At 71.5% G+C, this 14,314-nt stretch carries 10 protein-coding genes and 1 riboswitch; of the genes, 3 read left to right on the plus strand and 7 right to left on the minus strand.

All coding sequences use genetic code 11. The annotated features are described in order from the left end of the window. The first annotated feature begins 515 nt into the window (after positions 1-515). Positions 516-686: riboswitch (cyclic di-AMP (ydaO/yuaA leader) on the plus strand. Beyond that, positions 673-2,061, plus strand: a complete 1,389-nt coding sequence (locus tag ACIQOV_RS05865; protein ID WP_401045330.1) for a transglycosylase family protein — start codon at positions 673-675, stop codon at positions 2,059-2,061. It overlaps the preceding riboswitch by 14 nt. A 255-nt stretch (positions 2,062-2,316) precedes the next feature. Continuing rightward, positions 2,317-2,517 (plus strand): hypothetical protein, encoded by a 201-nt coding sequence (locus ACIQOV_RS05870; RefSeq protein ID WP_401045332.1) that lies wholly within the window; start codon positions 2,317-2,319, stop codon positions 2,515-2,517. A gap of 102 nt (positions 2,518-2,619) precedes the next feature. Here the strand turns inward: ACIQOV_RS05870 and ACIQOV_RS05875 are convergent, their stop codons facing one another. From ACIQOV_RS05875 to ACIQOV_RS05895, 5 genes are all read right to left on the minus strand, one after another. After that, positions 2,620-3,639: a LacI family DNA-binding transcriptional regulator gene (locus ACIQOV_RS05875; RefSeq protein ID WP_359911712.1), complete on the minus strand. Its 1,020-nt coding sequence runs from the start codon at positions 3,637-3,639 to the stop codon at positions 2,620-2,622. Positions 3,640-3,664: 25 nt separating this feature from the next. Then, entirely contained in the window at positions 3,665-5,362 is a 1,698-nt protein-coding gene (locus ACIQOV_RS05880; protein WP_401045335.1) for a glycoside hydrolase family 13 protein, read from the minus strand. 144 nt (positions 5,363-5,506) lie between these two features. Continuing rightward, positions 5,507-6,412, minus strand: a complete 906-nt coding sequence (locus ACIQOV_RS05885) for a sugar ABC transporter permease (RefSeq protein WP_401045338.1) — start codon at positions 6,410-6,412, stop codon at positions 5,507-5,509. Between the two features lie 40 nt (positions 6,413-6,452). After that, positions 6,453-7,454, minus strand: coding sequence for a carbohydrate ABC transporter permease (locus tag ACIQOV_RS05890; protein WP_401045341.1), 1,002 nt, complete (start codon positions 7,452-7,454; stop codon positions 6,453-6,455). A 215-nt stretch (positions 7,455-7,669) separates the two neighbouring features. Next, on the minus strand, positions 7,670-8,947 hold the full coding sequence (locus tag ACIQOV_RS05895; RefSeq protein ID WP_359911700.1) for an extracellular solute-binding protein: 1,278 nt from the start codon (positions 8,945-8,947) through the stop codon (positions 7,670-7,672). A gap of 310 nt (positions 8,948-9,257) precedes the next feature. On the opposite strand from ACIQOV_RS05895, the gene ACIQOV_RS05900 reads away from it, so the two are divergent. Next, the gene (locus ACIQOV_RS05900) at positions 9,258-9,764 is read left to right on the plus strand and encodes a GNAT family N-acetyltransferase (RefSeq protein ID WP_387685292.1); all 507 of its coding nucleotides are present in this window, start codon (positions 9,258-9,260) and stop codon (positions 9,762-9,764) included. Positions 9,765-9,796: 32 nt separating this feature from the next. On the opposite strand, the gene ACIQOV_RS05905 is transcribed toward ACIQOV_RS05900, so the two are convergent. Together ACIQOV_RS05905 and ACIQOV_RS05910 are read right to left on the minus strand one after the other, a co-directional pair. After that, a complete protein-coding gene (locus ACIQOV_RS05905; RefSeq protein WP_401045345.1) occupies positions 9,797-10,861 on the minus strand; it encodes an aldose epimerase family protein in 1,065 nt (354 codons plus the stop codon). Positions 10,862-11,172: 311 nt separating this feature from the next. Next, on the minus strand, positions 11,173-14,190 hold the full coding sequence (locus ACIQOV_RS05910; protein ID WP_401045348.1) for an ATP-binding protein: 3,018 nt from the start codon (positions 14,188-14,190) through the stop codon (positions 11,173-11,175). Positions 14,191-14,314: the final 124 nt, after the last annotated feature.

Consider the following 14,314-nt stretch of genomic DNA (forward strand, 5'->3'; position numbering starts at 1 on the left):
GAGGGGGCTCTGGAGGGCGTCCGCGGCGCCCACGCGGCCTCCCAGGGGCCCGCAGGGCGGTAGTCGACGACGCGCGCCGGTTCGCGCGCACCGAAGGGCCCGGAACGGCATGCGTTCCGGGCCCTTCGCTTTTGCTCCGCCCGTCCATGGCCGTCCCGCGCGGAAGTCGGACGGCGATGAAGTGGAATGTCCGTTCTGGCCTATTTGAAGGAAATAGGAAACGCGGTCGCGGGCGCTCGCATCACGGCCGCCGCAGCATCTGCCCGGGCGCTCCGGCCCGCGATTCGACGCGCCGTCACACCACTTCTGAAGTGCTGCCAGTTGTGGGCTTCCACAACGGGGTTGCCTGAAAACGATCATTTACGATCATGGAGAGCGGCAATTTTGGCAGTTCCCACTAAACCGTGATGTGCATCACAGCAGTTTGCAGTTTGAACTTAAGTCTGATTAACGTGCTCCCCGTTCGTGACCACACGAACCCGGTTCATCCGCGACGCCGAGTCCTGCCGTCGGATGTCCTGGCAGCGCGAAATCGCACCACGGCAGGAGCGGGGGACCCACAGGTAAGTCGCCCCGGACCGATCTCCGGAACGGTCCAGGGCTAGGGGTGAAGCCGCGCCCACAGCGCGGCCGGGCAACTCCAGCCCGAATCCGACAGCTCACCTCGCAGGCGTGGGAGAGGACCGCGTCTTCATGCTGCCCACCAACGGCACTCGTCTGTCCAGCCGCACCCGTCGCGTGATCGCCGCCCTCGGCGTCGCGGGCGTCGGCCTCACCGTCCCCTGCATCGCCTCCGGCACCGCCTCCGCCGCCACCGTCGCCACCTGGGACAAGGTCGCCCAGTGCGAGAGCGGCGGCAACTGGAGCATCAACACGGGCAACGGCTTCTACGGCGGCCTCCAGTTCACCTCCAGCACCTGGTCCGCCTTCGGCGGCACCGCCTTCGCGGCGCGCGCCGACCTGGCCACCAAGGACCAGCAGATCGCCGTCGCCGAGAAGGTCCTCGCCTCGCAGGGCCCCGGCGCCTGGCCGGTGTGCTCGGTCCAGGCCGGCCTCACCAAGGGCGGCGCCGCGGCCGCCGTCGACACCTCGGCGGGCTCCACCGCGGGCTCGACCGCCGCCAAGCCCGCGCAGCCCGCGCAGAGCGCCAAGCCGGCCGCCCCGGCCGCCAAGCCCGCTCCGCAGACCCAGGCCCCGGCCGCAAAGCCCGCCGCGCCCTCCGCGGCCTCCGCGCCCGCCCAGGACGGCACGCAGGCCAGCACCGACTCCGCCGCCTCCGGAAACCGGAGCGACCGGGTCCAGAAGCGCCAGCAGCAGGCCCAGAACGGCGACTACACCGTGGTCGAGGGCGACTGGCTGTCCGCGATCGCCGACCAGCACAAGGTGCAGGGCGGCTGGCAGCGGCTGTACGAGCTCAACCGCGGCACCCTGACCGAGGGTCCGGACAGCATCTACCCGGGCCAGCAGCTGTCCTTCGGCGGCAACGGCCAGGCCCAGGCCGGCCAGTCCGCCACCGGCAAGTCCGGCTCGGACTTCACCTGGTTCGACCGCTCGCAGAAGTCCGGCCAGCCCGCGAACGGCGGTGCCGTGAACGCCCAGCCGACCGCGCAGGCCCAGACCCCGGCCGCCAAGCCGTCCACCAAGCCCGCTCCCCAGACCCAGGCTCCGGCCCAGACCCAGACCCAGACTCCGGCCGCCACCGGCAGCATGGCCGCCGCGGTCTCCTTCGCCGAGTCGAAGGTCGGTCAGGCGTACGTCTACGGCGGCACCGGCAACGGTGGCTGGGACTGCTCCGGCCTGACCCAGGCCGCGCTGCGCGCCGCGGGCGTCTCCGTCCCGCGTGTCGCCGCCGACCAGGCCGCCGCCAGCACCCACGTCTCGCTGGACAGCCTCCAGCCGGGCGACCTGCTGTTCTGGTCCAACAACGGCAAGGACTCCGGCGTCTACCACGTCGCGATCTACGTCGGCAACGGCAAGTACGTCGAGGCCGCCAACCCGAGCTCGGGCGTCCGCGAGCAGAGCATCGCCAACTGGGCCCCGGACTTCGCCGGCCGGGTCTGAGAACGGCGAACAGCCGACAGTCGACGGATAACAGCTGACAGATTTCATCATCTGTCAGCTGTCGTCCGAACGTTGACCGCCCACGCCCCCGGGGAGAGTCTGGTCGCTCCTCCCCGGGGGTTCCGGCATGCCTCCGGCCGTACCTCGTGGCAAATCCCCGCGGTGAATCCCCGTGCTGAATCCCCATGGCGAATCCCCGTGGTGAATCCCCGCCCCAACGGGCATGCTGCTGCTCTGCACCCGAGGAGGAGTCACATGGCCCAGGTCACCGTCACCCTCGACGCGAACCTCGCGATCGACGCGATGTTGCTCTCCGGCACCAAGAACCCGCAGGACGCCGTCGAACTGGTCCTGCGCGACTACCTGTCCCGCGGCCGCCGTACCGAGACCCGTACCGCCGAGGCGGCCGACGGGCACCGACCGACCGTCGACCGCCCCACCGCCCAGGAGGGCTGACCGCCCGACGGCCCGGGGCGGCCGACCGCACGCACGCACGCCGAAGGGCCCCGGAGAGCAACCGCCCTCCGGGGCCCTTCCGTCGGCCGTGACGGCCGGGGTTCAGCGCGCGCAGGCCCCGGTGGACCCGCGCATCACCAGCTCCGGCTGGAACATGAACTCGCCGCGCTGGGCCGCGTTTCCGCCGACCTCCTCCAGCAGCGCGTCCACCGCCGCCGTGGCCATCGCCTCGACCGGCTGGCGGATCGTGGTCAACGGCGGCTCGGTGAAGGCGATCAGCGGCGAGTCGTCGAAGCCGACCACCGACACGTCCTGCGGCACCGACAGCCCGCGCTGCCGCACCGCCCGGATCGCTCCGAGCGCCATCATGTCGCTCCCGCAGACGATCGCCGTGCAGCCCTTGTCGAGCAGCGCGCCGGCCGCCGCGTGCCCGCCCTCCACGCTGAACAGCGTGTGGTGGACGAGGTCGTCGGCCTCCTCCCGGGAGAGCCCGAGCACCTCGCGCAGCGCGGCCGTGAAGCCCTCGATCTTGCGCAGCACCGGCACGTACCGGCGCTGACCGACGGCCAGCCCGATCCGCTCGTGCCCGAGTTCGGCCAGGTGCTGGACGGCCATCCACATCGCGGCCCGGTCGTCCGGCGAGATGAACGGCGCGTCGATCTTCTCGCTGTAGCCGTTGATCAGCACGAACGGCACCCCGCGCCCGGCCAGCCGGGCGTAGCGGTCGTGGTCGGCGGTGGTGTCGGCGTGCAGCCCGGAGACGAAGACGATGCCCGCCACGCCCCGGTCCACCAGCATCTCCACCAGTTCGTCCTCGGTGGACCCGCCCGGAGTCTGGGTGCACAGCACCGGCGTGTAGCCGTGCCGGCTGAGCACCTGCTCGATCACCTGGGCCAGCGCGGGGAAGATCGGGTTGCTCAGCTCGGGCGTGATCAGACCGATCAGCCCGGCGCTGCGCTGGCGAAGACGGGTCGGCCGCTCGTACCCGAGCACGTCGAGCGCCGCCAGCACGGTCTGCCGGGTGGCGGCGGAAACGTTCGCCTTGCCGTTGAGCACGCGGGAGACGGTGGCTTCGCTGACCCCCGCCTGCGCCGCGATGTCTGAGAGTCGCGCCGTAGTCACGGTCCCAGAGCCTATTCCAACCACGTCAGACCGCCCACCAGCCGGTGCTGTCCGGAGCGAGCACCGTCTCGCCGCCGTCCACCACGAGGTCGGCCGAGCCCAGCAGCAGCGTGCCCGGGGCGGCGATCCGCACCGGTTCGCCGGTGGTGTTCACGGTGCAGACGAAGGCGCCGCGACGGAACGCCAGGGTGCCCTCGGGGCTCTCCAGCCACGCGACCCCGGTGCCGGCGCCGAGGTCGGGCTGCGCCCGGCGGACGGCCAGCGCGCTGCGGTAGAGCTCCAGGGTGGAGGTCGGGTCGCCGGTCTGCGCCTCGACGCTCAGCCCGGCCCACTCGGCCGGCTGGGGCAGCCAGGACGGCCCGCCGGCCACCGGCCCGAAGCCGTACGGGGCCTCGGTGCCGGACCACGGGATCGGGACGCGGCAGCCGTCGCGGTAGCCGTCCTGGCCGGCCTGACGGAAGAAGGACGGGTCCTGGCGGACCTCGTCGGGCAGGTCGGTGACGTCCGGCAGGCCGAGCTCCTCGCCCTGGTAGACGTAGGCCGAGCCGGGCAGCGCGAGCATCAGCAGGGTGGCGGCGCGGGCGCGGCGCAGGCCGAGCTCGCGGTCGCCGGGGGTGCGGATCTGGGTGCCGAGGCCGGGCTCGTTGGCGAACCGGGTGGCGTGCCGCGTGACGTCGTGGTTGGAGAGCACCCAGGTGGTGGGGGCGTCGACCGGGCGCATCGAGTCGAGCGAGAGGTCGATCACCTCGCGCAGCGCGGTGGCGTCCCAACCGGTGCCCAGGTACTGGAAGTTGAAGGCCTGGTGCAGCTCGTCGGGGCGGACGTAGTTGGCGGTGCGCTGGACGGTCGGGGTCCACGCCTCGGCGACGCCGATCCGCTGCCCCGGGTACTCGTCGAGGATCTTGCGCCAGCTGCGGTAGATCTCGTGCACGCCGTCCTGGTCGAAGAACGGCATGACGTCGTTGCCGAGCAGCTTGAGCTGGTCGGCGCCGCCGAGGTCGGGCAGGCCGGGGGCCTTGACCAGGCCGTGGGCGACGTCGATGCGGAAGCCGTCCACGCCCATGTCGAGCCAGAACCGCAGGATCGAACGGAACTCGTCGGCGACGGCCGGGTTCTCCCAGTTGAAGTCGGGCTGCTCCGGGGCGAACAGGTGCAGGTACCAGTCGCCGGGGGTGCCGTCCGGGTTCTCGCTGCGGGTCCAGGCCGGGCCGCCGAAGATGGACTCCCAGTCGTTGGGCGGCAGTTCGCCCTGCTCGCCCTTGCCGGGGCGGAAGTGGTAGCGCTCGCGCAGCGGGGAGCCGGGGCCCTCGCGCAGGGCGCGCTGGAACCACTCGTGCTGGTCCGAGGAGTGGTTGGGGACGAGGTCGACGATGATCCGCAGACCCAGGTCGTGGGCGTCCCGGATCAGGGCGTCGGCGTCCAGCAGGGTGCCGAACATCGGGTCCACCGCGCGGTAGTCGGCCACGTCGTAGCCGGCGTCCGCCTGCGGCGAGGCGTAGAACGGCGAGAGCCAGACCGCGTCCACGCCGAGGTCGCGCAGGTAGGGCAGGCGGCTGCGGATGCCGGGCAGGTCACCCATGCCGTCGCCGTTGGAGTCGGCGAAGCTGCGCGGGTACACCTGGTAGATGACCGCGTCCCGCCACCAGCCTCTGGACGCGCTGACGTTCGCCTCGTGAGCGGTGTCGGCGGCAGGCCGGGAGGTGTCGGCCAGGTTCTGGGTCATGGACGGTATCCCTTGGGGACTAGAGGAGCGGAAGGCGCTGGGACGTGGAGGCGCGCGACGAGGTGCGGTCTTGTGACGGCGTGCGGTCTTGCGACGGCGTGCGGTCCTGTGACGACGTGGTGCGCGTGACGACGTGGCGGCCCGTTACGACTTGGAGGCACCGGCGGTCAGGCCGGTGACCAGGTGGCGCTGCACCAGGTAGAAGAAGGCCGCGGACGGGATCGCGATCAGCACGGCGGTCGCGGCCATCAGGTTCCACTGGGCGTCGTGCTCGCTGACGAAGGTCTGGAGGCCCACGGCCAACGTGTACTTGTCGGAGCTGAGCATGAACGTGGAGGCGAACGGCACCTCGGCCCAGTAGGTGAGGAAGGAGTAGAAGGCCGCCACCGCCAGGCCCGGGCGGGCGAGCGGCAGCACCAGCCGCCAGAAGGTGCCGAACGGGCTGAGCCCGTCGACCCGGCCGGCCTCGTCGATCTCCACCGGGATGGTGTCGAAGTAGCCCTTCAGCAGCCAGGCGCAGTACGGCACGGTGGTGGTCGAGTAGACCAGGATCAGGCCGGTGTAGCTGTCCAGCAGGCCGAGTTCGGAGAGCATCGTGTACATCGGCACGATCAGCACCGCGATCGGGAACATCTGGGTGACCAGCAGCGACCACATCAGCGGCTTGTGTCCGGGGAACTTCATCCGGGAGACGGCGTAGCCGGTGGTGGCGGCGAGCATCACGCCGAACACGGTGGTGACGCCGGAGACCAGCAGGGCGTTGCCGAACCAGGTGAAGAAGTCGGTGTCGGACAGCACGTGCTGGTAGTTCGACAGCGTCAGCTTGTCGAGGATCTGGCCGGGGTGGAGGTAGTCGGTCTTGTCCGGGCCGAGCGAGACGAACAGGATCCACGCGACCGGGAAGAGCGCGATCAGGCCGGCCAGGATCAGGGTGCCGTGGGACAGCGCCCGGGCCATCGGGCTGCGCTCGCCGCGGCGGCGGACCTTGGCGGGCCGGGCGGCCGGGGCCGCGGCCGCCGGGTGGGCCGGGAGTTCGGTGGTGGTGCTCATCGGGGTTACCTGCCTTCGTGGGTCAACTGGGTCCGGGGCCTCAGCCGTTGGCCTGCTCGTTGCGGGCGAGCCAGCGCCGGTAGAAGGCGGTGAAGACGATCAGGATGGACAGCAGGATCACGCCGTAGGCGGCGGACTGCGCGTAGTCCCGGGGGATCTGGCCGAAGCCGAGCCGGTACGCCCAGGTGACCAGCAGCTGGGCATCGGGGGCGCCGGTGCCGAACAGCAGGAAGATCACGTTGAACTGGTTGAACGTCCAGATCACGCCGAGCAGCACGACCGTGGAGGAGACGGAGCGCAGCCCCGGCAGGGTGACGTACCGGAAGCGCTGCCAGGCGGTGGCGCCGTCCATCTCCGCGGCCTCGTACAGCTCGGCCGGGATCGACTGGAGGCCGCCGAGCAGCGAGATCATCATGAACGGCACACCGGCCCAGGTGTTCACCATGATCGCGGCCGCCTTCTGCGCCCACGGGTCGGTGAGCCAGCCCGGCTCGGGCAGGTGCAGGAAGGAGAGGATGGTGTTGACGACGCCGCCGTCGGCGAGCATCAGGCGCCAGGAGAAGACGGTGACGAAGGTCGGTACGGCCCAGGGCAGGATGAGCAGCATCCGGTAGGCGGCGCGGCCGCGCAGCTTCTGGTTGAGCAGCAGGGCCAGGCCGAGGCCGAGGGTGTAGTGCAGGAAGACGCAGACGGCCGTCCAGGCGATGGTCCAGACGAAGTGCGACCAGAAGCGGTCGTACGAGCCGGGGCCCCACAGGATGTCGGCGTAGTTGTGGAAGCCGACGAACTCGTAGCTCGCCGGGATCTCGTTGACGCCGATCTTGCGGGCGACGTTGAGGCTGTTGGCGTCGGTGAGGGTGAGCCAGATGCCCTCGGCGAGCGGGTAGAGCACCAGTGCACCGAGCACCAGTACGACCGGGGCGATCATCGCGTAGGCGTACCAGTGCTTGGCGTAGGAGCGCTTGACGCGTTCCAGCAGGCCCGGACGCTGCTCGCGTTCCCGGTTGCCCTTGCCGGTGGCGCCCTGCACGGCGACTGACATCGTTTGCACCTTCTCGGGGGGAATTCTCGGGGGGAGCCGACGGCCCGGTCCGCAGTGGGCGACGGGTGCCGCGGGGCGGGTGGCGACGGGCCGCGGACAGCGAACGGATGACAGCTGACAGATGATGAAATCTGTTATCCGTCATTCGTTCGCCGTCGCGGGGTCACCGCCACCCGCCCGCTGTCATCCGTCGACCGGCGGGCCGGGCGCAGGGACTACTTGGCGAAGCCCGGCAGGAGCTTGGCGTAGTCGGTGGAGACGGTGTTCAGCGCGTCCTGGGTGCTGGTGCCCTGGACGGCCTTGCCCAGGTTGGTGCCCAGCGAGGCGAACAGCGAGCTGTACTCGGGCAGCTCGGGGCGCGGCTTGGCGCTGCTCAGCACGGCCTGGAAGCCGGCGATGCCCGGGTCGGCCTTGACGTCCGCGGTGAAGGCGTCGGAGCGGGTGGGCAGGGTGGAGTTCTTCTGCGCGATGAACGCCTGGCTCTCGGCCGAGGTCATGAAGGCGGCGAACTTCTCCGCGGCGGCCTTGTGGGCCTTGTCGGCGCCCGCGTAGACCGAGATGTTGTGGCCGCCGGTGGGAGCGCCACCCTTGCCGCCGGAGCCACCGGGGACGGCGGCGATGCCGAGGTTGTTCTTGTCGGCGAAGGCCGAACCCTTGTAGATGTTGGTGATCTCCCAGGGGCCCTGGACGATCGCCGCGACCTTGCCGCTGTTGAAGGCGTCCATCATGTGCGCGTAGGCGTCGGTGGTGACGTCGGCCTTGACGGTGCCCGGCGCGGTGAACATCGACTTGTAGGTCTCGACGGCCTTGACGGCCTCCGGCGAGGCGACGGTGATCTTCTTGCCCGCGGCGTCGACGGTGTCGGTGCCCTCGCCGAACAGGAACGGCATCGCGTAGTAGCCGTCGGCGGCCTTCAGCCAGAAGCCGTCCACCCCGGCCTTCTCCTTGACGGCGGCGGCGTCGGTCTTCAGCTCGTCCCAGGTCTTCGGCGCCTCGGTGATGCCGGCCTTGGTGAACAGCTCCTTGTTGTAGAGCAGGCCGAGGGTGTCGGTCACCAGCGGCACGCCGTACAGCTTGCCCTCGTACTTGGCCTGCTGGATCAGGCTCGGCTGGAAGGCGGAGGTGTCCGCGGCGGCCGGGGTGCCGTCCAGCGGCTCCAGGTAGCCGGCCTTGGCGAAGGCGGCGGTCCAGCCGACCTCGGAGCGGAACACGTCCGGAGCACCCTTGGCCCCCATCGCGGTCTGGAGCTTGTTCTGCGCCTGGTCGAACGGCACGTTGACGAAGTCGACCTTGACGTTCGGGTTCGCAGCCTCGAACTTCTTGACGAGCTCCTGGTAGTTCGGCGCCTCGTTGGTGGCGTTCGAGGTGTCCCAGTACGTGAGGGTGACCGGCCCGTCGGCCTTGCCGTCGGAGCTGGAGCCGCTGCTGCTACAGGCAGCCATCGAGACCGCGAGGGCCACAACGAGGGCAGAGGCCGCGATGCCACGCCGCATGAGAACTCCTTGGGAGGGTGGGGGTGCCCGAGATGTTCGGAGACAGGCGCATAATGGCTGCCTCGTACCGACCGCACCGTTGCTGCCGTCGGGCTCGGGAAGGAAGTTAACAGCGGTGCAAGATCGACGGAAAGTCCTTGCAGCAAGTTTCTGCAAGAAACCGCGATCGTTACGCCCGCGTGTCCTGGACGTTGCCGCTCGGTAGTTGACGGCCGCACCGATTGCCCGAGTTTGCCCGATTCTCCCCTCCGCTGACTGGCCGACGGCACCACCGTGCGTGGCCGAAAGCGGCCTGCAGCAGACTGGACGCATGCGAATCAGAGCCGTCACCAGGGACGAACTTCCACTGCTCGCCGAACTGGAGCGGGCCGCCGGCGCACCGTTCGCCGCGATCGGCATGCCGGAGATCGCCGAGGACGAACCCCCGGCACCGGAGGAGCTGGCGCACTACCTGGAGCAGGGCACCGCCCTGGTCGCCGAGGCCCCCGACGGGACCGTCGCCGGCTACCTGCTCGCCGAACCGGTGGACGGCGCGCTGCACATCGAACAGGTCTCCGTGCACCCCGACCACGCCCGCCGCGGCATCGGCCGGGCCCTGATCGAGCACCTCGCCGAGACCACCGACGCCCCCGCGCTCACCCTCACCACCTTCGCCGAGGTCCCCTGGAACGCCCCCTACTACGCCCGCTGCGGTTTCCGCCCGCTGGCCGGGGAGGAACTCACCCCCGGCCTGCGCGAGATCCGCCGCAAGGAGGCCGAACACGGTCTGGACCGCTGGCCCCGGCTCTGCATGCGCCGGGACCTCGCGAAGCCGTAGCGCGCCGGGCACCGCCGGCCGGGCACCGCCCGCTAGTTGGTCCCCAGCCGGAGCACGGTCGTCGAGCGGAACTCCTCCCCCGGCCGCAGCTCCGTGCTGGGGAACGCCGGGTGGTGCGGGGAGTCCGGGAAGTGCTGGGTCTCCAGCGCGATCCCGGCGAACGGCCCGTAGGGGACGCCGCGCGCGCCGGTGACCGCGCCCTGGAACTTGTTCGCCGTGTAGACCTGGACGCCCGGCTCGGTGGTCAGCACCTCCAGGGTGCGGCCGCTGACCGGGTCCTCCAGCAGCGCGGCCCGCGCCGGGCTGCCGTCCCCCGGCCGGCCGCGCAGCACCCAGTTGTGGTCGTAGCCGCCGGGCCCGGTCAGCTGGGGGTGCTCGTCGTGCACCGACTTGCCGATCGGCGTGGCCACCGTGAAGTCGAAGGGCGTGCCGGCCACCGGCTCGGTCCGGCCGTACGGGATCTGCCGCTCGTCGGCGGGGGTGTACGTGTCGGCGTCCAGGGTGAGCAGGTGACCGAGGACGTCGCCGCTGCCTTCACCCGAGAGGTTGAAGTACGCGTGGTTGGTGAGGTTGACGACGGTCGGCTTGCTGGTGACGGCGCGGTAGGCGATCACCAGCTCGCCGGAGGCGTCCAGGGTGTAGGTGACGGTGACGTCCAGCGCGCCCGGGAAGCCCTGGTCACCGTCCGGGCTGTGCAGCGCCAGCCGCACGCCGCCGTCGACCGGCCCGGCCTCCCACATCCGGTGTGCGAAGCCGTCCGGCCCGCCGTGGAGGGTCATGCCGCCACCCGTGGGGGCGAGCTGGTGCTCCTCGCCGTCGATGGTGACCGACGAGCCGTCGATCCGGTTGGCGTACCGGCCCACCACCGTGCCGTAGTGCCGGGCCGGGCCGAGGATCCCGGACAACCGGTCGGTGGCCAGAAGCAGTTGGGCGACGCGGCCGGAGCGGTCCGGTGCGCTCAGGGTGTGCAGGGTCGCGCCGAGGGTGAGCACGCTCGCCTCGTACGGGCCCGCCGTGAGCGTCCAGCGCTCGATCGCGGCGCCCGCGCCCGAGGGCTCCAGGGGTTCCTGCCGCACGCTGGTGGCCTCGCTCGCCATGGGCCTGCTCCTCACTCGCGGCCGGGTCGCGCCGCGGCCGCCCGGTTCCGGGTCCGTCGAGGGGTCGCCGCGGCAGCCCCGTGTCCGTCAGCCTAGCGACGGCGGCGGCCGCGGGGGCGCTTCCGCGAACCCACGCGCCGCCTCCCGCGCCGCCGTCCACCATCTGGCGCCCCCTACGACCGCCGGGCGCCCCACCCGCGCACCGGGCTCCGGCCACGACCGCCAGGCGCCCGCCACGAACCGGGCGCCCCACCCGCGCACCGTGCACCGGCCACGACCGCCGGGCGCCACGACCGACCCCGGGGCCGCTCCTAGCCGTCCAGCTCCTCCAGCCGGCCCGCGTCCCGCTGCTGCTGCGGCGGCAGACCGAGCGCCGAGGCCAGGCCGTCCGGCCCGCTGCCCGCCTTGCGGTAGACCGCCGCCAACCGACGGTTGACCAGCCCGAGCGGCACCCCGAGCTCGTCGGCGATCCGCTGCGGCGGCACGCCCTGCACGGCCCGCTTGGCGACCTCCCACTCGGCGCTGCTGAGCGTCTCCAGGGTGTCCCGGAAGTCGCGCAGCCCCAGCCGGTTGGGCCGCAGGCCGTAGTTGGCCAGCTCCCGCCGGGCCCGGTCGACCAGCCCCTCCGCGGAACAGTGCTGGGCCAGTTCGATGCCCTGGTACAGGTACTCCTGGGTGTCCTCCAGCCGCCCGACCCGGCGCAGCGCGGCACCGAGGTCGACCAGGGCGACGGCGTGCTCGTAACCGGCCGGGGACTGCCCGAGGTACGCCACGGCGTCCTCCAGCAGTTCGACCGCCGCCTGGCCGTCCTCGATCCGGGCCTGCAGGCGCAGCGCGCTGCCGATCGCCGAGGCGGTGCCGAAGTTGCGTGCGTCCCGGACCGCCCGCTGGGCGTAGTCGCGGGCACGCTCGGGCTCGTCGTCCGCGATCGCGATGGCGAGGTGGCCGGCCCAGGGCGCCCAGACGGTGTTGTGCCAGCCGCGGACCTCCAGTTGGGCGCCCGCCTCGGTGAGCGCGGCGGCCGCGCCCGCGTACTTCTCCTTGGCGACCAGCAGCTTGCCGTACAGCGAGGCCGCGTCCGGCAGCACCATGGCCGTCGCGTGGTACGGCGGGTGGAAGCCGAACTCGTTGGCCAGTTTCCAGGCCTCGTCGACCCGGCCGCGGGCGATCAGGGTGTCGACGAGCACGCCGATCGCGTCCCACGCCAGCGGCAGCTTCTCCCCGATCCGCTCGGAGATGCGGTACGCCCGGCGCAGGAAGTCCTCGGCCTCGGCGAGCAGGCCGCGGCGGAACCGGGCCAGGCCCATCAGGAAGTAGGCGAAGCCCCGGTGGGCACCGCTCCACCCGGCGATCTCGAACTGGATGATGGCGTCCGCGGCCAGCCGTTCGGCCTGGGCGATGCGGTCGTTGTAGATGTACGTCAGGCCGAGCATCGAGGGCAGTTCGAAGCCCCAGGTGGTGTCGGTCCAGCCGAGGCCCTTGGGCAGTCGGCCGCCGTCGAGGACCTCGTCGGCGAGCGCGAGCGCATCGGCGGAGGCGGCGCCGCGCAGGGTGAGGTCCCAGGCGCGCATGGCGAGCACGGCCCGGTCGGCCGCCTCCCGCCCGCTCAGGCCCCGGCACATCTCACCGAGCCGGGCGGAGCGGCCCGGGCCGTCCTCCTCGGACTTGCGGAAGGCGTGCCACATGAACGAGGCGGCCTGGAGCCGCTGGCGCCCGGCCGGTTCGGTGGTCCTCAGGGCTTCTTCCTGGCAGACCAGGGCCGCCTGGCCCAGTTCACCGGCGTGGGCGAGCACCTCGGAGAGCCGGAAGGTGGCGTCCACGCGCAGGGCGGGGCGCAGCGGCACCTCGTCGGGGTCGAGGGCCAGCTTGAGCTGGTTGACGGTGGCGACGGGGTCGGTGAGCAGCGCGGAGCACCCGAGTTCGTAGAGCACCTCGGCCTTGATCTCGTCGGCGGGCGGCTCGTTGAGCGCGCGGTGCAGACAGCGCTGGGCCGCCTCGGGGGCGCCGATCAGCTGGTGTTCGACGGCGGCGCGGCGCAGCTTCTTGACGATCCGGTCGTCGCCCTCGCCGGAGTGGGTCTCGACCAGGTGGCGGGAGGCGGCGAGCAGGCCGAGTCCGGCGTTCTCGATCTCGGCGGCGGCGATGCCGTGCATTCCGAGGCGGGTGGCGTCCGGCATGGTGTTGTAGATGGAGCTGGCGATCAGCGGGTGGACGAACTCCAGGTTCCCGTTGGGGCTCTGGGTCAGCACGCGCTGCTTGCGCAGCTGCTTGATGGAGTCGCGGGCGCCCTCGGTGCTCTGGGTGGAGATCCGGGTGGCGAGGTCGACCCGGATGTCGGTGCCCAGCATCGCGCAGGCCCAGGCGAAGCGCAGGGCGCTGGCGCCGAGCCGGTCCAGCCAGCTCTTGAGGGTCATCCCGGCGGCGTCGACGGCGAGTTCGCGCAGCTGCCGGGAGTTCTCCTCGACCGGTTCGAGTTCCTGCTCGCGCACCTGGTCGAGCAGGGCGTTGGCCTCGAACGGGTTGCCGTTGACGACGTTCCAGAACTCGTAGCAGAAGGCGTCCTCGGCCCTGTCGCCGAGCTCGGCGCGGATCATGTCGGTGACGGAGCTGAGGGTGAGCCGGTTGAGCTCGTGCTTGCGACCCTTGAGGAGGAGGACGTCCCGCCGGAAGTCCTGGGTCTCGATGGGCCAGTCGTTCTCGTCCTCCCGGAAGGCGAAGACGAGCAGAACGGGAAGTTCACTCGATCGGATGGCGAACTTGGTCAGCCAGGAGAGTGACTCGCCGTCCGCCCAGTGCAGGTCGTCGACGATCATCACCATCGGCGCGCGGCGCGGCGCGAGCTGGGTGAGGACGTAGTCGAGGCCGTCGCGCACGCCCTGCGGGTCGAGGCGGCGGGCGCCGGCCTTGGGCTGCTTGAGGCCCATGGCCGGTCCCACGACCTCCTCCCAGGTGCCCATGACCTGGCTGAACACCTCGGGCTTCAGGTCGGTGAGCACGGGCTGGAGCAGCTGGCGCAGGACGTGGTACGGCTCCTTGAACTGCCGTTCACCGCCTCGGGCGAACAGCACGGTGGCACCGTCGCGGAGCTTGGCGAGCCGCCTGACCTCGTGCAGCAGACTGGTCTTGCCGATGCCGGGGCGGCCCGAGAAGGTGAGCAGGTCGCCGATCTCGGTGCCGCCGGCGGCGAAGCCACGGCAGAGCCGGTCGACAGCGGCCTCCACCGAGCGCAGTTCGGCGTCGCGGTCGCGCAACCGGACCCGGGGCGCGATGCCGTCGCCGTCGTGGGCGGAACCACCGCCCGCCCGAAGTGCGTTCTCCTGCTCGGTCACCGTCGTGCCTCCGCCTCGCCCGCTGCGTCACAGCTCCATCACTGCGTGGAGCCGAGGTTAGCGCCGTGCGGACCTCCCCGTGGGGCATTCGTGCAGGCTGGGGCGGACGGTGAGGGTTTGGGGG

The sequence above is a fragment of the Kitasatospora sp. NPDC091257 genome, from assembly GCF_044757675.1.
GTDB classification, from domain to species: domain Bacteria; phylum Actinomycetota; class Actinomycetes; order Streptomycetales; family Streptomycetaceae; genus Kitasatospora; species Kitasatospora lactacystinica.